The 15,156-nt window shown below is 73.2% G+C and carries 15 protein-coding genes; 14 read left to right on the top strand and 1 reads right to left on the bottom strand.

Going from position 1 to position 15,156, the window contains the following annotated elements; all coding sequences use genetic code 11:
- Positions 1–8: 8 nt before the first annotated feature.
- The 3 genes from GIS00_RS11370 to GIS00_RS11360 all read left to right on the top strand — a co-directional run bounded on the left by GIS00_RS11370 (position 9) and on the right by GIS00_RS11360 (position 2,151).
- A complete protein-coding gene (locus GIS00_RS11370) occupies positions 9–572 on the top strand; it encodes a helix-turn-helix domain-containing protein (protein ID WP_154768543.1) in 564 nt (187 codons plus the stop codon).
- Positions 573–699: 127 nt separating this feature from the next.
- A complete protein-coding gene (locus GIS00_RS11365) occupies positions 700–1,554 on the top strand; it encodes a hypothetical protein (protein ID WP_154768542.1) in 855 nt (284 codons plus the stop codon).
- A 276-nt stretch (positions 1,555–1,830) separates the two neighbouring features.
- Positions 1,831–2,151: a DUF2516 family protein gene (locus tag GIS00_RS11360; protein ID WP_322097865.1), complete on the top strand. Its 321-nt coding sequence runs from the start codon at positions 1,831–1,833 to the stop codon at positions 2,149–2,151.
- Between the two features lie 100 nt (positions 2,152–2,251).
- On the opposite strand, the gene GIS00_RS11355 is transcribed toward GIS00_RS11360, so the two are convergent.
- Positions 2,252–2,773 carry an inorganic diphosphatase gene (locus GIS00_RS11355; RefSeq protein WP_322097864.1) on the bottom strand — a complete coding sequence of 174 codons (522 nt, stop codon included), beginning with the start codon at positions 2,771–2,773 and terminating at the stop codon, positions 2,252–2,254.
- A gap of 261 nt (positions 2,774–3,034) precedes the next feature.
- Between GIS00_RS11355 and dacB the strand changes: the two genes are divergently transcribed.
- The 11 genes from dacB (at position 3,035) to GIS00_RS11300 (ending at position 15,148) form a co-directional block, all read left to right on the top strand.
- Entirely contained in the window at positions 3,035–4,474 is a 1,440-nt protein-coding gene (dacB, locus tag GIS00_RS11350; RefSeq protein ID WP_196073229.1) for a D-alanyl-D-alanine carboxypeptidase/D-alanyl-D-alanine endopeptidase, read from the top strand.
- Positions 4,475–4,532: 58 nt separating this feature from the next.
- Positions 4,533–5,624: a zinc-dependent metalloprotease gene (locus GIS00_RS11345; RefSeq protein WP_154768539.1), complete on the top strand. Its 1,092-nt coding sequence runs from the start codon at positions 4,533–4,535 to the stop codon at positions 5,622–5,624.
- A gap of 20 nt (positions 5,625–5,644) precedes the next feature.
- Positions 5,645–6,634 (top strand): tRNA lysidine(34) synthetase TilS, encoded by a 990-nt coding sequence (gene tilS / locus GIS00_RS11340; RefSeq protein WP_322097863.1) that lies wholly within the window; start codon positions 5,645–5,647, stop codon positions 6,632–6,634.
- A gap of 180 nt (positions 6,635–6,814) precedes the next feature.
- On the top strand, positions 6,815–7,342 hold the full coding sequence (hpt, locus tag GIS00_RS11335; protein ID WP_407666851.1) for a hypoxanthine phosphoribosyltransferase: 528 nt from the start codon (positions 6,815–6,817) through the stop codon (positions 7,340–7,342).
- 263 nt (positions 7,343–7,605) lie between these two features.
- On the top strand, positions 7,606–10,194 hold the full coding sequence (gene ftsH / locus GIS00_RS11330; RefSeq protein ID WP_154768537.1) for an ATP-dependent zinc metalloprotease FtsH: 2,589 nt from the start codon (positions 7,606–7,608) through the stop codon (positions 10,192–10,194).
- Entirely contained in the window at positions 10,191–10,781 is a 591-nt protein-coding gene (folE, locus tag GIS00_RS11325; protein WP_154768536.1) for a GTP cyclohydrolase I FolE, read from the top strand. Before ftsH ends, folE begins: the two co-directional genes overlap by 4 nt.
- On the top strand, positions 10,778–11,806 hold the full coding sequence (folP, locus tag GIS00_RS11320) for a dihydropteroate synthase (protein ID WP_230313451.1): 1,029 nt from the start codon (positions 10,778–10,780) through the stop codon (positions 11,804–11,806). Before folE ends, folP begins: the two co-directional genes overlap by 4 nt.
- On the top strand, positions 11,799–12,194 hold the full coding sequence (gene folB, locus GIS00_RS11315; protein WP_322097861.1) for a dihydroneopterin aldolase: 396 nt from the start codon (positions 11,799–11,801) through the stop codon (positions 12,192–12,194). The genes folP and folB overlap by 8 nt, the downstream gene beginning before the upstream one ends.
- The gene (folK, locus tag GIS00_RS11310) at positions 12,191–12,679 is read left to right on the top strand and encodes a 2-amino-4-hydroxy-6-hydroxymethyldihydropteridine diphosphokinase (protein WP_322097860.1); all 489 of its coding nucleotides are present in this window, start codon (positions 12,191–12,193) and stop codon (positions 12,677–12,679) included. The genes folB and folK overlap by 4 nt, the downstream gene beginning before the upstream one ends.
- Positions 12,669–13,166, top strand: a complete 498-nt coding sequence (locus GIS00_RS11305) for a DUF3180 domain-containing protein (protein ID WP_154768535.1) — start codon at positions 12,669–12,671, stop codon at positions 13,164–13,166. The genes folK and GIS00_RS11305 overlap by 11 nt, the downstream gene beginning before the upstream one ends.
- A gap of 62 nt (positions 13,167–13,228) precedes the next feature.
- A complete protein-coding gene (locus tag GIS00_RS11300) occupies positions 13,229–15,148 on the top strand; it encodes a DUF6779 domain-containing protein (protein ID WP_154768534.1) in 1,920 nt (639 codons plus the stop codon).
- The last annotated feature ends 8 nt before the right edge of the window (positions 15,149–15,156 follow it).

Here is a 15,156-nt window from a genome sequence, read left to right as displayed (position 1 = left end):
GGCAGCGGATGGATCTCGGACCCGTGCTGTCGCCGCTGAACGATCTGGGAACGTTCATCCGGGACCAGCGGACCAGCGCGCAGATCTCCCTGCGGGCGCTGGCCGTCAAGGCCGGGGTGTCCAACCCGTACCTCTCCCAGGTGGAGCGCGGGTTGCGCCGCCCGAGCGCGGACATCCTGGCGCAGATCGCGCGCGGGCTGTCCATCTCCGTCGAGTCCCTCCTGGCCAAGGCCGGCGTGCTCGATGCACCCGGTGATCCCGCCGGTGGGGTGGAAGCTGCGATCCGGGCCGACGAGGTGCTCTCCGAGCGGCAGAAGGCCTCGCTGCTGGAGGTGTACCGGGCGCTCCGCGCGCAGGCGGTGGCCGAGGCTGCGGTCGCAGCAACCGACCCGGTGGCCGACCCGGGGGTCGGTGAACCGCTGATCGCGGGCGGGGTCAAGGACCTCGCGGAGGAGGGTGCGGACTTGCCCGACCACCGGATCCCGTCGGTGCCCGGATCCTCCGACGACGAGGTGCCGACCGACCTCCGGCGGCCGACCGACAGCGCGGAGCCGACCGAACGGGCCGGCTGATCGGCGGGAGGTCCGCCGCAGCGGTCCGGTCCCCGGCGCGGACCCGCACCACGTGCAACACGACGCATCACCCCAGAGACACCACCGAGAACCACACACAGATCCGTACGAGAAGAAGGAGACGACCATGTCGCTGTTGAGCGATGTCCGCCACGCATCCGAAGGGTTCGTCGACCAGCTCGCGGCCCGGTTCCCGGAGCTGCCCCGCCCGATGCTGGCGCTGCTCGGCGCCGGTGACATGGCCGCCGAGCGGCTGATGGAACTCGGCGACACCGCGCGCGAGCGGATCTCGGGCGACACCCCGGACCCGGCCGCCGTGGCCGCCGATGTCCGCGAACTCGCGGGCGACCTGCCGGCGCGGGCGCAGAAGGCCGCCCAGGACGTGGCCGCCGGTCTCGAGCACCTGGCGACCCGCGGCCCGGCGAAGGTGCAGGAGTTCCTGTCCGACCTCCCGGGTCACCTGTCCGGGCTGAAGGACAAGGCCGCAGAGGTGCCGGGCAAGGTGTCCGAGTTCTCCCAGCAGATGGATCCCGAGACGGTGAAGCAGACCGCGGGCGCGTACGCCCAGCTCGCCGGGATGATCTACGGCAACCTCGCCAAGCGTGGCGGCAAGATCTGGGCCCAGACCCGGGCCGGCGATCTGCGTCCCGGGACCGTCGTGCCGGCCGCCGAGCCGACGAAGGCCGAGCCGGCAGCGAAGGTCGCCCCGAAGCCGGCGGCACCCCGGACCCCGAAGGCCGCCGCTCCGAAGGCTGCGGCTCCGAAGGCTGCGAAGGCCCCGGCTGCGACCACGGTGACGCCGAAGCCGGCCGCGACGCCGAAGCCGGCTGCCGCACCCAGGCCTGCCGCCGCTGCGAAGCCGGCTGCGGCCAAGGCGGCTCCGAAGGCCGGGGCGGCCGCGAAGGCCACCCCGAAGCCGGCGGCGCCGAAGACCCCGCGGGCGACCCGGCCGAAGCCGGCCGTCACCGATCCGACCAACTGATCCTGTGCTGCATCTGCTCTGACTCTGTGCTGCCGAGGTCCCGACCGCCTGTGTGCGGTCGGGACCTCGGCGCCTTCGTGAAGGCGGGGCGGGGCGAGGCGGGTGCCCGGGACGGATCGCCCGACGGGCAGCCGGAACGTTCCCGCTGGAACGTGAGGGTGCACCGGCGGCCGGCCCACCCGCCGGCGCGAGTGATCGCGCAGGGACCGGGCTGTCGGCGGGATCACCACCCGACGGACACAAGGGCGGGGTACCCCGCCCCCGTACAGTGGAGGGGTGCAGCTCTTCATCTCGCCCGTGATGGACGCCATCACGATCACGCTCGCGGTGCTGGGCGCGATGGCCGGGGTGTTCGCCGCCGCCGATTCGGCCACCCGCCGCCCCGATGCGTTCACCGCCGCCGACAAGCAGACGAAGAGCGTGTGGGTCGGCATCACGGTCGCCTGCGCGGTGGTCATGGTCTTCGGGGCGCTGCAGCCGTACAGCCTGTTCGGCCCGCCGTCGCTGCTCTGGCTCGCGGCCCTGGTCGGCAACCTGGTCTACCTGCTCGACGTGCGTCCGAAGCTCAAGGAGGTCCAGCGCGGCAACCGCTGGTGACCCCCGCGGCCGCGGCCGGACGAGACCCGCGGCCGGACGAGACACTACGACGAAGGCCCCGACCATCGGTCGGGGCCTTCGTCGTACGACTGCGGGAAGGTCAGTGCGCGTGCGCCGCGCCGGACTCCGCCTCGGCGGCCAGGCGCTTCTTCTCCCGGTCGAAGGAGATGCGGATCTCGGTCTCCGCGTCGCCGCGGCCCACCCAGTTCGCGCCCTCGACGCTCTTGCCCGGCTCCAGGTCCTTGTAGACCTCGAAGAAGTGCTGGATCTCGAGCCGCTCGAAGATGGCGAGGTCGCCGATGTCCTGCAGGTGCGCCTGCCGCGGGTCGTTCGCAGAGACGCAGAGGACCTTGTCGTCCGGACCCTTCTCGTCGGTCATCCGGAACATGCCGATCGCGCGGGCCAGCACCAGGCAGCCCGGGAAGGTCGGCTCGGTCAGTAGCACCAGCGCGTCCAGCGGGTCGCCGTCCTGGCCCAGGGTGTTGTCGATGTAGCCGTAGTCCGCCGGGTACTGCGTGGCGGTGAACAGCGTCCGGTCGAGCCGGATGCGACCGGAGTGGTGGTCCACCTCGTACTTGTTCCGGCTGCCCTTGGGGATCTCGATCGTGACGTCGAACTCCACGGTGTCACCTTCCTCGCGTCGCTGCGGTTGCCGCTCGTCGTCCGTCAGCAGTGTCGTTGTCCAGCAGTGTCATGAGTTGACCCCCGCCGGGGCGGACCGTGGCGGCACCTCGCTCCGGGGCCGGCCCCGACCTCACCGGAGCCACCCGGGTGAGACTCTAGTCTGCAGAGCAGCGCCCTCCGTGCCCGTTCGGAGGTGACGCTCATGACCCGTACCCGAGCATGCTGCGCCGGGGACGGACGCCAGGAAAGGATCCGACCGATGCACCACGGCACGCCCCCGCGGGGTCGACGCAGCCGTCGAGGCCTGATCATCGCCCTCTCGGTGACGCTGGTCGTCGTGCTCGGCGCCGCCGCCGCCGTCGTGTTCTGGCCGCGATCCTCCGGAGGAGGCACAGCGGGGCCGTCGACGCTGACGGTGACCGGTTCCAGCGTGGTCGACCCGCCGGTGCAGATCGACGGGCCGGGACTGCAGGCGATGACCGCGCAGCGGGGCAAGAACCCGACCGCGGCGAAGGTCGCGGCCCGGCTCGCCCCGGCGCTGGCCAACCCGGCGCTCGGCCAGTTCAAGGGCATCGTGCTGGACGGCGCGACCGGCAACCCGCTGTGGCGGCAGGCCCAGGGCGACCTGATCCAACCGGCGTCCACGCTGAAGCTGCTCACTGGTGCGGCCCTGCTGACCTCGGTCGATCCCAGCAAGCGGCTGACCACCAAGGTGGTCGCCGGGCCGGAGCCGGGCGACATCATCATGGTCGGCGGCGGCGACGTCACACTGTCCGCAGCGCCCGCCGGCGTCACCGGGGTCTACCCGGGTGCGCCCACGGTCGCCGACCTGGCCGCCCAGGTGCAGGCGTCCGGGTACGAGGTCAAGCGGATCCTGCTGGACACCACCTACTGGAGCGGTCCGGAGCTGGCCAACGGCTGGTCGACCGCGGACATCACCGGCACGCCGACCGTCGGCAAGGGCTTCATCACCAACATGCAGCCGCTGATGGTCGACGGCGACCGGCTGGACCAGGGCAACCTGGAGTCCCGGCGCAGCGGCCTGCCGGCCCGGACCGCGGGCACCGCCCTGGCCCGGGCGCTCGGCCTGCCGGACATCGACGTGGTCCCCGGCGCGCAGGCCACCGGCGACGAGCAGGTGCTCGGCCAGGTGCAGTCGCAGCCGGTCTCGATCCTGCTCTCGCAGGCGCTGCTCAACTCCGACAACGTGCTGGCCGAGGCACTGGGCCGGGAGGTGGCGATCGCCAAACAGGCGCCGCCCACCTTCGACGGCATGGTCGCCGCGATCGCCCAGGGCCTCAACGACATCGGGCTGGACACCACCGGTCTGGTGATGGCGGACGCGTCGGGCCTGTCCACCGAGAACCGGGCGCCCTCGACCCTGCTGGCCGAGGTCATGCAGCTGGCGGTCAGCGGCACCATCCCGAACCTGGCCGGCATGCTGTCCGGCCTGCCGGTGGCCGGGGTGTCCGGGACGCTGGCCGAGCGCTTCCAGACCGCAGGCGGCCGGCCCGCCGTCGGCTGGGCGCGGGCCAAGACCGGGACCGTCGACGTCACCTACGCCCTCGTCGGCTACGTGCCGGACGTGGACGGCCGCGTGCTCGTCTTCGCGCTCAACACCAACGGCGCCTCCGGCACCCCGTCGCGCACCGCCCAGGACGTGGTGGTCGCCGCGCTGCGGTCCTGCGGCTGCACCTGACGCCGAGCAACCGGGCAGGGGCCGGACCGCCGGGGCCGGCGGTCGGTAGCGTGACGGGATGACCGGTACCGCGGTGACCCCGCCCGCCACCGTGATCGACTGGGCCGCCGCCGTCCGTGCCGGGCAGCGGTTCGCCCCGACCGGCCCGTCGGTCACCCCCGACGAGGCGCGTCAGGTGGTCGCCGATCTGCGCGAGTTCTCCGTCCGCGCCGAGCGGATCGTCCGCGAGGTCACACTTCTCGGCACCGGGCTGCCCATCGGCGAGGCCCTGGTGGTCGACCGTCGGCACTGGGTGGAGGCGACCGCAGAGGGCATGGCGATCCTGGCCGAACCGCTCGCCGCCCGGCTCTCCGAGAAGCTCACCGAGAAGCTCGCGGAGAAGGCGGGTGACACCGGCAAGCCGGCGAAGCCCGGGAAGCAGCGGGGCAGTGGGGCGGCCGGTACCCAGCTCGGGGCCGTGCTCGGGTTCCTGTCCGGGCGGGTGCTCGGCCAGTACGACCCGCTGGCCGGCGTCGAGGCCGACGGCACTCCCGGACGACTGCTGCTGGTGGCACCGAACATCGTCAAGGTGGAACGGGAACTCGGGGCCGATCCGGAGGACTTCCGCATGTGGGTGTGCCTGCACGAGAGCACCCACCGGCTGCAGTTCACCGCGGTGCCCTGGCTGCGCGAGTACTTCCGCGGCCTGGCCGCCGAGTTCGCCGAGACCTCGGACGTCGACGCCGGCGAGATGCTGCGGCGGGCCTCCCGCGCGCTGGGGTCGGGCGGGTCGTGGATCGAGCGGATCCAGACCCCGGAGCAGCGGGTGGTCTTCGACCGGATGATGGCGCTGATGACCCTGCTCGAGGGGCACGCCGACCACGTCATGGACGCCGTCGGGCCGTCGGTGGTGCCGTCGGTGGCGAGCATCCGCGAGGGCTTCTCCGAGCGCCGCCGCAAGGGCCGCGGCCCGGTGGACCGGCTGATCCGGGCCATGCTCGGGATGGACATGAAGCTCGCGCAGTACATCAAGGGCGCCGCCTTCGTCTCGACCGTGGTGGAGGAGGTCGGGATGGCCCGGTTCAACCTCGTCTGGTCGTCGCCGGAGACCCTGCCCACCCGTGAGGAGACCACCGACCCGGCGGCCTGGATCCGCCGGGTCCTCGGCTGAGACGTCCGCCGGTGACCCCGGTGTCGACGGCTGCACCCGGCACCGCCTCGGTCCGGCGGGCGGTGCGGGCATTCGCCGACGCGCACCCCGGGCCGGTGGCCGGCGGGGTGCTGGTGGCCTGCTCCGGGGGTGCCGACTCGCTGGCCCTGGTGGCCGGCTGCCTGGCCGAGTTCGGGCCAGCCGCCACGCATGTCGCGACGGTCGACCACGGGCTGCAGGCCGGCTCGGACCGCCGCGCGGTCGAGCTCGCGGACCGGTTGCGAGAGCGAGGCGTGCCGGTGGTGCACGTGCTGACCGTGCAGGTCGGCACCGACGGCGGACTCGAGGCGGCCGCCCGGTCGGCCCGGTACGAGGCGCTGGTGGCCGCGGCCGGTGGCCGGCCGGTGCTGCTCGGGCACACCGCCGACGACCAGGCCGAGACGGTCCTGCTGGGCCTTGCCCGGGGATCGGGACCCCGGTCGGTGGCGGGGATGTCGGCCTGGCGCACACCGTGGGGGCGTCCGCTGCTGGGGATTCGCCGTTCCGACACCGAGAATGCCTGCCGCGAGCAGGGACTCGAGGTGTGGAACGACCCGCACAACAGCGAGTCGCGGTTCACCCGGGTGCGGCTGCGGCGCGAGGTGCTGCCGCTGCTGGAGGACGTGCTGGGCGGCGGGGTCGGACCGGCGCTCGGCCGTACCGCCGCCCTGATGGCCGACGACCTGGCCGCGCTGGACGAGCTGGCGGCCGCGGTGCCGGCGGTCGATGTGGACGGCGGACTGCTGCTCGCGACGCTGACCGACCGGCCGCGGGCGATCCGCACCCGGGTGCTGCGTCGCTGGGCCGGTGCCGGGGGAGCGGGGCAGCTGACCGCGGACCTGCTGGGCCGGCTGGACCGGTTGGTCACCGACGGGCGTACCGGACAGGCGGTGCGGCTGCCCGGGGCGGTCGACGCGGTGCGCCGGCGCGGGCGGCTGGTGCTCGAACCGGTGACCCGCGTGGACCACACGGCCGTCCGGATGGAAAGCTGACCGCGTCCGCCGTACGTCCCGCGGGACCGGCCCCGGCCGCCCGCGATCCTGCACCCCGGGAGAGATGTGTCCGGTCCCGCCGACCCCGGCACCCTGACCACCACCCTCACCTCCGACGACGCGGTCCGGTTCGGTCCGGGCGACGTCGACCCGGGAGCCGGGTACGGCTACCCCGGTGAGCTGGCCGCCACCCTGATCGCCGAGAACGCGTTGCAGGAGAAGATCCGCGCGCTGGCCGCGGCGGTCGCGGCCGACCACGACTCCGAGCAGCCGCCGCTGCTGGTCTGCGTGCTCAAGGGTGCGGTGATGTTCGTCACCGACTTCGCCCGGGCCATGCCGATCCCGTGCGAGCTCGAGTTCATGGCGGTCAGTTCCTACGGCTCGGCGACGTCGTCGTCCGGCGTCGTCCGCATCCTCAAGGACCTGGACCGGGACATCACCGGGCGCCGGGTCGTGATCGTCGAGGACATCATCGACTCCGGGCTGACCCTGTCCTGGTTGCTGAAGAACCTGGCGAGCCGGGGCCCGGCCGCCATCGACGTGGTCGCCCTGCTGCGCAAGCCGGAGGCGGTCAAGGTCGAGGTGGAGGTCCGCTACATCGGTTTCGACATCCCCACCGACTTCGTCGTCGGGTACGGGCTGGACTTCGCCGAGCGCTACCGCGACCTGCCGTTCGTCGGGCTGCTCGGCGAGCACATGTACCGCTGACGGCGCCCTTGGTGTTCGCCCTGCGCTGAACTTGCGCGGGCGCGGGCTGAACTCGCGCGGGGCACGTGGCCTGCGGCGACGAAACCGGGAACCAATCGGCTGCGCGGTACGCTCAATCGACTGGTCGGAGCCGCTATCCGGCGGTGCCGACCGGGTGGACAGGGCAGGCAGCGCGCCGCAGTACTGCGTCCGGCACGGTCCACCGCACCGCACCGCCTTGCTCGAACAGGAAGGGTGGAGGCCGCTCGCCGGCCGCACGCCATATGGACCGTAAGCGCCTGATCCGATCCCCGCTGCTCTGGGTGGCCGTGATCTTCGCTGCCTATCTGCTGTACAGCTACCTGTCGGACGACACCCGTGGGTACAAGGCCGAGCCGACCTCCGTCGCGCTGGCCCAGCTCGATGCGAAGAACGTCGGCTCCGCGGTCATCGACGACAAGGAGCAGCGGATCCGGCTGGTCCTGAAGACCGAGGTCGACGGCACCACGCAGATCTATTCGCAGTACCCGGCCGCCGCCGCCGACGACATCTTCGTCGCCGTCCAGGAGGCGCAGCCGACGGAGAACTTCAACACCGAGGTGAGCAGCGAGTCGGCCCTGTTCTCGCTGCTGATCTACCTCATCCCGATCGGCCTGATCATCCTGTTCCTGCTCTGGATGATGAACAACGCCCAGGGCGGCGGCAACAAGGTCATGTCCTTCGGCAAGAGCAAGGCCAAGCTGCTCACCAAGGACATGCCGACGACGAAGTTCACCGACGTCGCAGGTGCCGACGAGGCCGTCGAGGAGCTCGACGAGATCCGTGACTTCCTGGCGAACCCGGCCCGCTACCAGGCCCTCGGCGCCAAGATCCCGAAGGGCGTCCTGCTCTACGGCCCGCCCGGTACCGGTAAGACGCTGCTGGCCCGTGCGGTCGCCGGTGAGGCCGGCGTGCCGTTCTACTCGATCTCCGGCTCGGACTTCGTCGAGATGTTCGTCGGCGTCGGTGCCAGCCGGGTCCGCGACCTGTTCGAGCAGGCCAAGGCCAACTCACCGGCCATCATCTTCGTCGACGAGATCGACGCCGTCGGCCGGCACCGCGGTGCCGGCATGGGCGGCGGTCACGACGAGCGCGAGCAGACGCTGAACCAGCTGCTGGTGGAGATGGACGGTTTCGAGGCCAAGGGCGGGATCATCCTGATCGCGGCGACCAACCGGCCCGACATCCTGGACCCGGCATTGCTGCGGCCCGGTCGGTTCGACCGGCAGATCCCGGTCGGCTCGCCGGACCTCAAGGGCCGCCGCGCGATCCTCGAGGTGCACGGCAAGGGCAAGCCCTTCGCCCCGGACGTCGACATGGAGCCGCTGGCGAAGCGCACCGTCGGCATGTCGGGCGCGGACCTGGCCAACGTGATCAACGAGGCGGCGCTGCTCACCGCGCGGACCAACGGCACGCTGATCACCAACGAGGCGCTCGAGGAGTCGGTCGACCGCGTCGTCGGCGGTCCGGCCCGCAAGGGCAAGATCATCTCCGAGAAGGAGAAGAAGATCACCGCCTACCACGAGGGCGGGCACGCCCTCGCGGCCTGGGCGATGCCGGGGCTGGAGCCGGTCTACAAGGTGACGATCATGCCGCGCGGCCGCACCGGCGGCCACGCCCTGGTGGTGCCCGAGGACGACAAGGGCCTGATGACCCGCAGCGAGATGATCGCCCGGCTGGTGATGGCGATGGGCGGCCGCGCTGCCGAGGAGCTGGTGTTCGCCGAGCCCACCACCGGTGCCTCGAGCGACATCGCCCAGGCGACCAAGATCGCCCGGGCCATGGTCACCGAGTACGGCATGTCGTCCAAGCTGGGCGCGGTGAAGTACGGCTCCGGCGACGACGAGCCGTTCCTCGGCCGCACCTACGGTCACAGCCCCGACTACTCGCTCGAGGTCGGCGCCGAGATCGACGGCGAGGTGCGGGCACTCATCGAGGCGGCGCACACCGAGGCCTGGGCCGTGCTCAACCACTACCGCGACGTGCTGGACGAGCTCGCCAAGCAGCTGCTGGAGCGGGAGACGCTGGAGCGCAAGGACCTCGAGGTCATCTTCGCCTCCGTCGAGAAGCGGCCGCGGATCACCACCTTCGACGAGTACGGCTCGCGCCCGCCGAGCGACCGGCCGCCCATCAAGACCCCGGGCGAGCTGGCCATCGAGCGCGGCGAGCCGTGGCCGCCGCCGGAGCCGCCGAAGCTGGTCAAGGCCGTGCAGCCGGCACCGCAGCCGGTGCCGGTGGGCGCCGGGTCCTACCCGGTCCCCGGTGTGCAGGGTGGTCCGCCGTACCCGCAGTACGGGCAGCAGTCCGGCTGGACCGGTGGCGTGCTCCCGGGTCCGCTGGCCCCGCTGCCCGGTACCTACCCGAACGGCAACGGGGGTGCTCCGGTGAACGGTGGCGGCCCGAACGGCAACGGTGGGCAGAACGGCAGCAACGGCGTGCAGGTCGGCAACGGCTTCCCGCCGGCACCGAACGGACAGCACGGCCAGCCGGGCCAGAACAATCAGTATGGCCAGCCGGGACCGAACGGCCAGGGTTACCCGCAGGGCGGGTACCAGCCCGGCGCGTACCAGCCGGGCGGCCCGCAGACCGGCGGCCACCAGTTCGGTCCGCCGACGGGCGGTCACCAGTTCGGGCCCGCGACCGGTGGGCAGCCGTCGGTGCAGGGCACCGGTGCCTACCCGGTGCCGAACGGCCAGGCCCCCCACGGGCAGGCCGCCGACGGGCAGGTCCCGCCCACCGGGCGGCACCAGCACCCGGGCACGGCGCCGAACCCGCCGGTGGCCGGCCCCGAGGATCCCTGGGCGCCGCCGCCGTCCGGTGATCAGCGCCGATGACGGCGGTGGAGGCCCGGCCGGTGTTCGACCAGGCCCGGGCGGAGGCCGCCGTGCGCGAGCTGCTGCTCGCCGCCGGTGAGGACCCGGACCGGCCTGGTCTGAAGGACACGCCGGCCCGGGTGGCGCGGGCCTACGCGGAGCAGTTCGCCGGGCTGTACGACGACCCGGACGACGTGCTGGACACCGTGTTCGACGAGAACCACGCGGAACTCGTGCTGGTCAAGGACATCCCGATGTACTCGACCTGCGAGCACCACCTGGTGCCGTTCTTCGGCAAGGCGCACGTCGGGTACATCCCCGGCCGCTCCGGCCGCATCACCGGGCTGTCCAAGCTGGCCCGGGTGGTCGAGGGCTACGCGAAGCGGCCGCAGGTGCAGGAGCGGCTGACCACGCAGGTGGCCGACGCCCTCGTGCGCCGGCTGCAGCCGGCCGGCGTGATCGTGGTGATGGAGGCCGAGCACCTGTGCATGGCGATGCGCGGGATCCGCAAGCCCGGCGCCTCCACCACCACCTCCGCCGTGCGCGGCATCTTCCAGTCGCAGGCCAGCACCCGTGCGGAGGCGATGAGCCTCATCATGGGCAGATGAGCGACGGTCCGCTGCGCCTGCCCTGGTACGGGACCCGTCCGTGGGTGATGGGCATCCTCAATGTCACCCCGGATTCCTTCTCCGACGGCGGCCGGTGGGACACCACCGAGGCCGCGGTCGCACGCGGCCGGGCGCTGGCCGCACAGGGGGCCGACATCATCGACGTCGGCGGGGAGTCCACCCGACCGGGTGCGCACCGGGTCGACGCCGCGGAGGAGTCCGCCCGGGTGGTGCCGGTGATCCGGGCACTGTCCGCCGAGGGCATCCTGTGTTCCGTCGACACCACCCGCGCGACCGTGGCCGCCGCGGCGGCCGAGGCCGGCGTCGGGCTGATCAACGACGTGTCCGGCGGGCTCGCCGATCCCGGGATGCTCGACGTGGTGGCCGGTGCCCGGCTGCCGTGGATCCTCATGCACTGGCGCGGGCACAGCGACGTGATGGCGCAGATGGCCGTGTACGACGACGTGGTCGGCGAGGTGCGCGACGAACTGCTGCGCCAGGTCGAGGTGGCGGTGGCCGCCGGCATCGACGAGCGATCGCTGATCCTCGACCCGGGGCTGGGTTTCGCCAAGAACGCCGACCACAACTGGGACCTGCTGGCCGAGTTGTCGCTGCTGGTGGAGCACGGGTTCCCGGTGCTGGTCGGCGCCTCGCGGAAGCGGTTCCTCGGCGAGTTGCTCGCCGATGCGGACGGCACCCCGCGCCCGCCCGCGGAGCGCGAGGCCGCGACGGCGGCGGTGTCGATGGTGGCCGCCGAGGCCGGGGTGTGGGGCGTCCGGGTGCACGAACCGGGCCCGACCGCGGACGCCTTCGCCGTGCTGGAACGTCTCGCCGCCACCGCGCCGGACGGGGGAACGACCCGCAGGCACACCGGCCTCCCGGTCGGGACCGCGCCGCTGCTCCCGGACGCGGCCCTGCAGGACCTGCTCGTGGCTCCGGCCCAGGACGAGGCGCCGTCCACCGGTGAGTGGCGCGGCCTCATCGGACGCGAACGGACGTCCTCGGGTGGTGCGGTCCGTGGCTGACCGGATCACCCTCACCGGGCTCGCCGTGGACGGTTTCCACGGTGTGTTCGAGCACGAGAAGCGGGACGGGCAGCGGTTTGTCGTCGATGTCACGCTGTGGCTGGACCTGACCGCCGCGGCCGCGACCGACGACCTGACCCGTACGGTGCACTACGGCGAGCTGGCGCAGCTGGCCGCCGGGATCGTCGCCGGCCCGCCGCGCGACCTCATCGAGACGGTGGCCGCGGATATCGCCGACACGGTGATGAGCACCTACCCGGTGCACGCCGTCGAGGTGACCCTGCACAAGCCGGACGCCCCGATCCCGCTCACCTTCGCCGACGTCGCCGTGACCATCCGACGCTCCGTCCGGTCGGCGGGGGCCGGGTCGGCCGGAGGTGCCCGGTGAGCACCGCAGTGCTGTCCCTCGGCTCCAACCTGGGTGACTCCGCCGCCCGGTTGTCCGAGGCGGTCCGGACGTTGGGCCGGCGGGTGCGGGCGGTCTCCTCGGTCTACCGGACGCCGCCGTGGGGTCCCGTGCCGCAGGACGACTTCCTCAACATCGTGGTGATCGCCGACGACGAGTCCCTGGACGCCGGCGGCTGGCTGGCGCTGTGCCACCGGCTGGAGGACGCGGCCGGCCGCACCCGCGAGGTGCGGTGGGGCCCGCGCACCCTGGACGCCGACGTCGTGGTTGTCGACGAGGACGTCTTCGACGACGAGGACCTGGTGCTGCCGCACCCGCGGGCGCACGAGCGGGCCTTCGTCCTGGTGCCGTGGGCCGAGATCGACCCGACCGCCGAGCTGCCCGGGCACGGGCCGATCGCGGGGCTGCTGGAACGGATGCCGGACGCCGAGCTGGCCGGGATCCGCCGGGTCGGGCATGTCGACTGACCAGGGCATCGGGTTCACCCGTACCCGGGACCTGCTGGCGGTCGGCCTGGTCGCCGCGATCGCCGGGTTCCTGCTGGTGAGCCTCGCGTACTCGTCGATCCCGCCGCTGCCGCGGCTGGCCGGGGCCGCGCCCGCACTGCTCGGCGTGGCCGAGGCGATCGCGGGTGCGGGCCTGCGCAGCCGGATCCGGGCCCGCCGGGAGGGCGGCGTCGCCGAGCGGCCGCCGGTCCCGCCGCTGACGGCGGCGCGCGCGATGATGACGGCCAAGGCCACGTCGCTGGCCGGGGCGGCGCTCGCCGGGCTGTGGATCGGGCTGCTGCTCTACGTCGTCCCGAAGGCATCGACGGTGGACGCCGCGGCGGACGACACCGCCACCGGCGCCATCGGTCTCGTCGGATCCCTGGTGATGATCGGCGGCGCCTTGTTCCTGGAGCACTGCTGCCGCACGCCGCCGGAGGAGCGGCCGCGGCCCGATCGGGACCGCTGAGGTGGTCGTCACCGTCGCCGCGCTTCCCCGGGGCTGATGGACCGTCCTTGTAACCTCATCCCATGAGTGCAGCCGCCGGTCGTCGCGCCCGAGCGGTCACCCCGCTCTGGCTGCGGCTCGCGCTGGGCGGTGGGTTCGTCCTCGCCATCGGCGCCACCGCTCTCGTGGTGGTCTCGGAGGACGCCCGCTGGCTGCGCCTCGCCGCATTGGCTGCGCTCTGGGCCGCCCTGCTCGCCGCACTCGCGCTGACCCGCGCCCGGCGCGACGCCCGCACCGCGGAGCTGCGCCAGGAGGAGAGCAAGCGGACCTACGAGATCGAGCTGCTGCGCGAGGTCTCGGCCCGGCGCGAGTACGAGATCAAACTGGCGGAGACCGCCCGGGAGGACGCCGACGCGGCGCACCGGGAGGAGCTCGCCGCCCTGCGCGAACAGCTGGAGCGGTTGACCCAGACCCTGTCCGGCCTGATCGACGGCGATCTGCTGTTCGAGCGCCTGACCCTCTCGGCCGAGTCGACCCGGGTCCGGCAGATCGGTGATCCGAACCGTCCGCGCCAGGTGCCCGGCGGTCGGCAGGGTGCGATCGAGGGGCCCTTCACCGCCAACGGCATGCGCCCGCAGGCGCCGATCCAGGTCATCAACCCGGGCCCGGGCGCCCCGGTCGGTGCCGGAATTCCGGGTGGTCCCGGGGCCGGCGGACCGGGTGCCGGCGGGCCGGGTGCCGGCGGGCCGATGGGTCCGCGGCCGCCGTTCGCGATGCCGCCGCGTCCGCCGGTGCCGGCAGGAGTTTCCGGTGGCGATCCCGGGCCCGCCGGGCGTGAGGACGACACCATCACCTTCGACACCGAGCTCGCCGGGCTGCGCACCCCGCCGCCCCCGCCCGGTACCCCCGGGGTGCGGCTCGCGCCGGAGCCTTCTGTTCCGGTCGTGCCGGAGCCGTCTGTGCCGGAGCCGGCTGTGCCGGTGGCAGCGGAGCCGGTGGGTACGGAGCCGGTGGCGGCGGAGCCGGTCGCCGAGCCGGCTGCGGCCGAGCCGGTGGGTGCGGAGCCGGTGGGTACGGAGCCGGTGGCGGCGGAGCCGGTCGCCGAGCCGGCTGCGGCCGAGCCGGTGGGTGCGGAGCCGGTCACGGCTGAGCCGGTGGGTGCGAAGCCCGCGGCCGCAGCGCCCTGGCCGGCGGTCGTCGAGCCGGAGCCCGTTGTCGAGCCGGAGCCCGTCGTCGACGCGCAGCCCGTTGTCGAGCCGGAGCCCGTCGTCGAACCGGAGTCCGTCCTCGACGCAGAGCCCATTGTCGATGTGGAGCCCTCGCCGGTGAGCACCGCCGCACCCGAGGCGATCGTTGCCGGACCGACGGAACTTGTTGCTGTCGAACAGGATCCGGCTCCTATTGGCGCAGCGCCGGAGAGCACAACCCCGGGCGAGCCGGCGGAGATCGCCGAACCGGAGATCAAAGGCCCTTTCGACGTCGATCCCGAGCCGACCGTGGAGCCGAAACCGGCGGTCGTCGAACCGGCGGTCGGCGAATCCGAGCCTGCGGTCGTCGAACCGGAGCCTGCGGCTGTCGAACCGGAGCCTGCGGTCATCGGGTCGGAGCCTGTTGAGCCGGAGGCAGTGTCCGAGCCCGTGCCGGAGCCGGTGGCGGTCGAGCCCGAGTCCGTCCCCGAGCCCGAGTCGGTGACGGTCGAGCCCGAGCTGGTGGCGGTCGAGCCGGAGCCCGAGCCGGTCACGGTGGTCGAGGAGCCCCAGTCGCAGTCGTGGGCCGGTCTGGGGAGCGGTCGCCGGTCCCGGCGCCGGGCGGCCGAGGAGCCCGAGGTGCCGCTGGTGTTCGTCGCGGATCCGGACCCGGAGCCCGAGGAGGCCACCGCGGACGAGCAGCCCGAGCGAACGACCGCGCACTCCGCGGGTGTGTCGGTGGCCGACCTGCTCGCCGCCTACGGCAACACTCCCGGTGGCGAGGACCGTCCGCGGCGCCGCCGCGCCGCGGACTGACGGCGCCC

The sequence above is a fragment of the Nakamurella alba genome, from assembly GCF_009707545.1.
Classification (GTDB): Bacteria; Actinomycetota; Actinomycetes; order Mycobacteriales; family Nakamurellaceae; genus Nakamurella; species Nakamurella alba.
The sequence above is the reverse complement of the archived record's forward strand: the minus strand, read 5'-3'. Positions and strand labels throughout refer to the sequence as shown.

What these genes read in the sequence shown, in the direction of transcription:
- folP (WP_230313451.1), top strand. Translation starts at nt 10,778, where the DNA reads ATGAGCGACGGTCCGCTGCGCCTGCCCTGGTACGGGACCCGTCCGTGG.
- GIS00_RS11365 (WP_154768542.1), top strand. Translation starts at nt 700, where the DNA reads ATGTCGCTGTTGAGCGATGTCCGCCACGCATCCGAAGGGTTCGTCGAC.
- GIS00_RS11345 (WP_154768539.1), top strand. Translation starts at nt 4,533, where the DNA reads ATGACCGGTACCGCGGTGACCCCGCCCGCCACCGTGATCGACTGGGCC.
- folE (WP_154768536.1), top strand. Translation starts at nt 10,191, where the DNA reads ATGACGGCGGTGGAGGCCCGGCCGGTGTTCGACCAGGCCCGGGCGGAG.
- GIS00_RS11300 (WP_154768534.1), top strand. Translation starts at nt 13,229, where the DNA reads ATGAGTGCAGCCGCCGGTCGTCGCGCCCGAGCGGTCACCCCGCTCTGG.
- GIS00_RS11370 (WP_154768543.1), top strand. Translation starts at nt 9, where the DNA reads ATGGATCTCGGACCCGTGCTGTCGCCGCTGAACGATCTGGGAACGTTC.
- ftsH (WP_154768537.1), top strand. Translation starts at nt 7,606, where the DNA reads ATGGACCGTAAGCGCCTGATCCGATCCCCGCTGCTCTGGGTGGCCGTG.
- GIS00_RS11305 (WP_154768535.1), top strand. Translation starts at nt 12,669, where the DNA reads ATGTCGACTGACCAGGGCATCGGGTTCACCCGTACCCGGGACCTGCTG.
- dacB (WP_196073229.1), top strand. Translation starts at nt 3,035, where the DNA reads ATGCACCACGGCACGCCCCCGCGGGGTCGACGCAGCCGTCGAGGCCTG.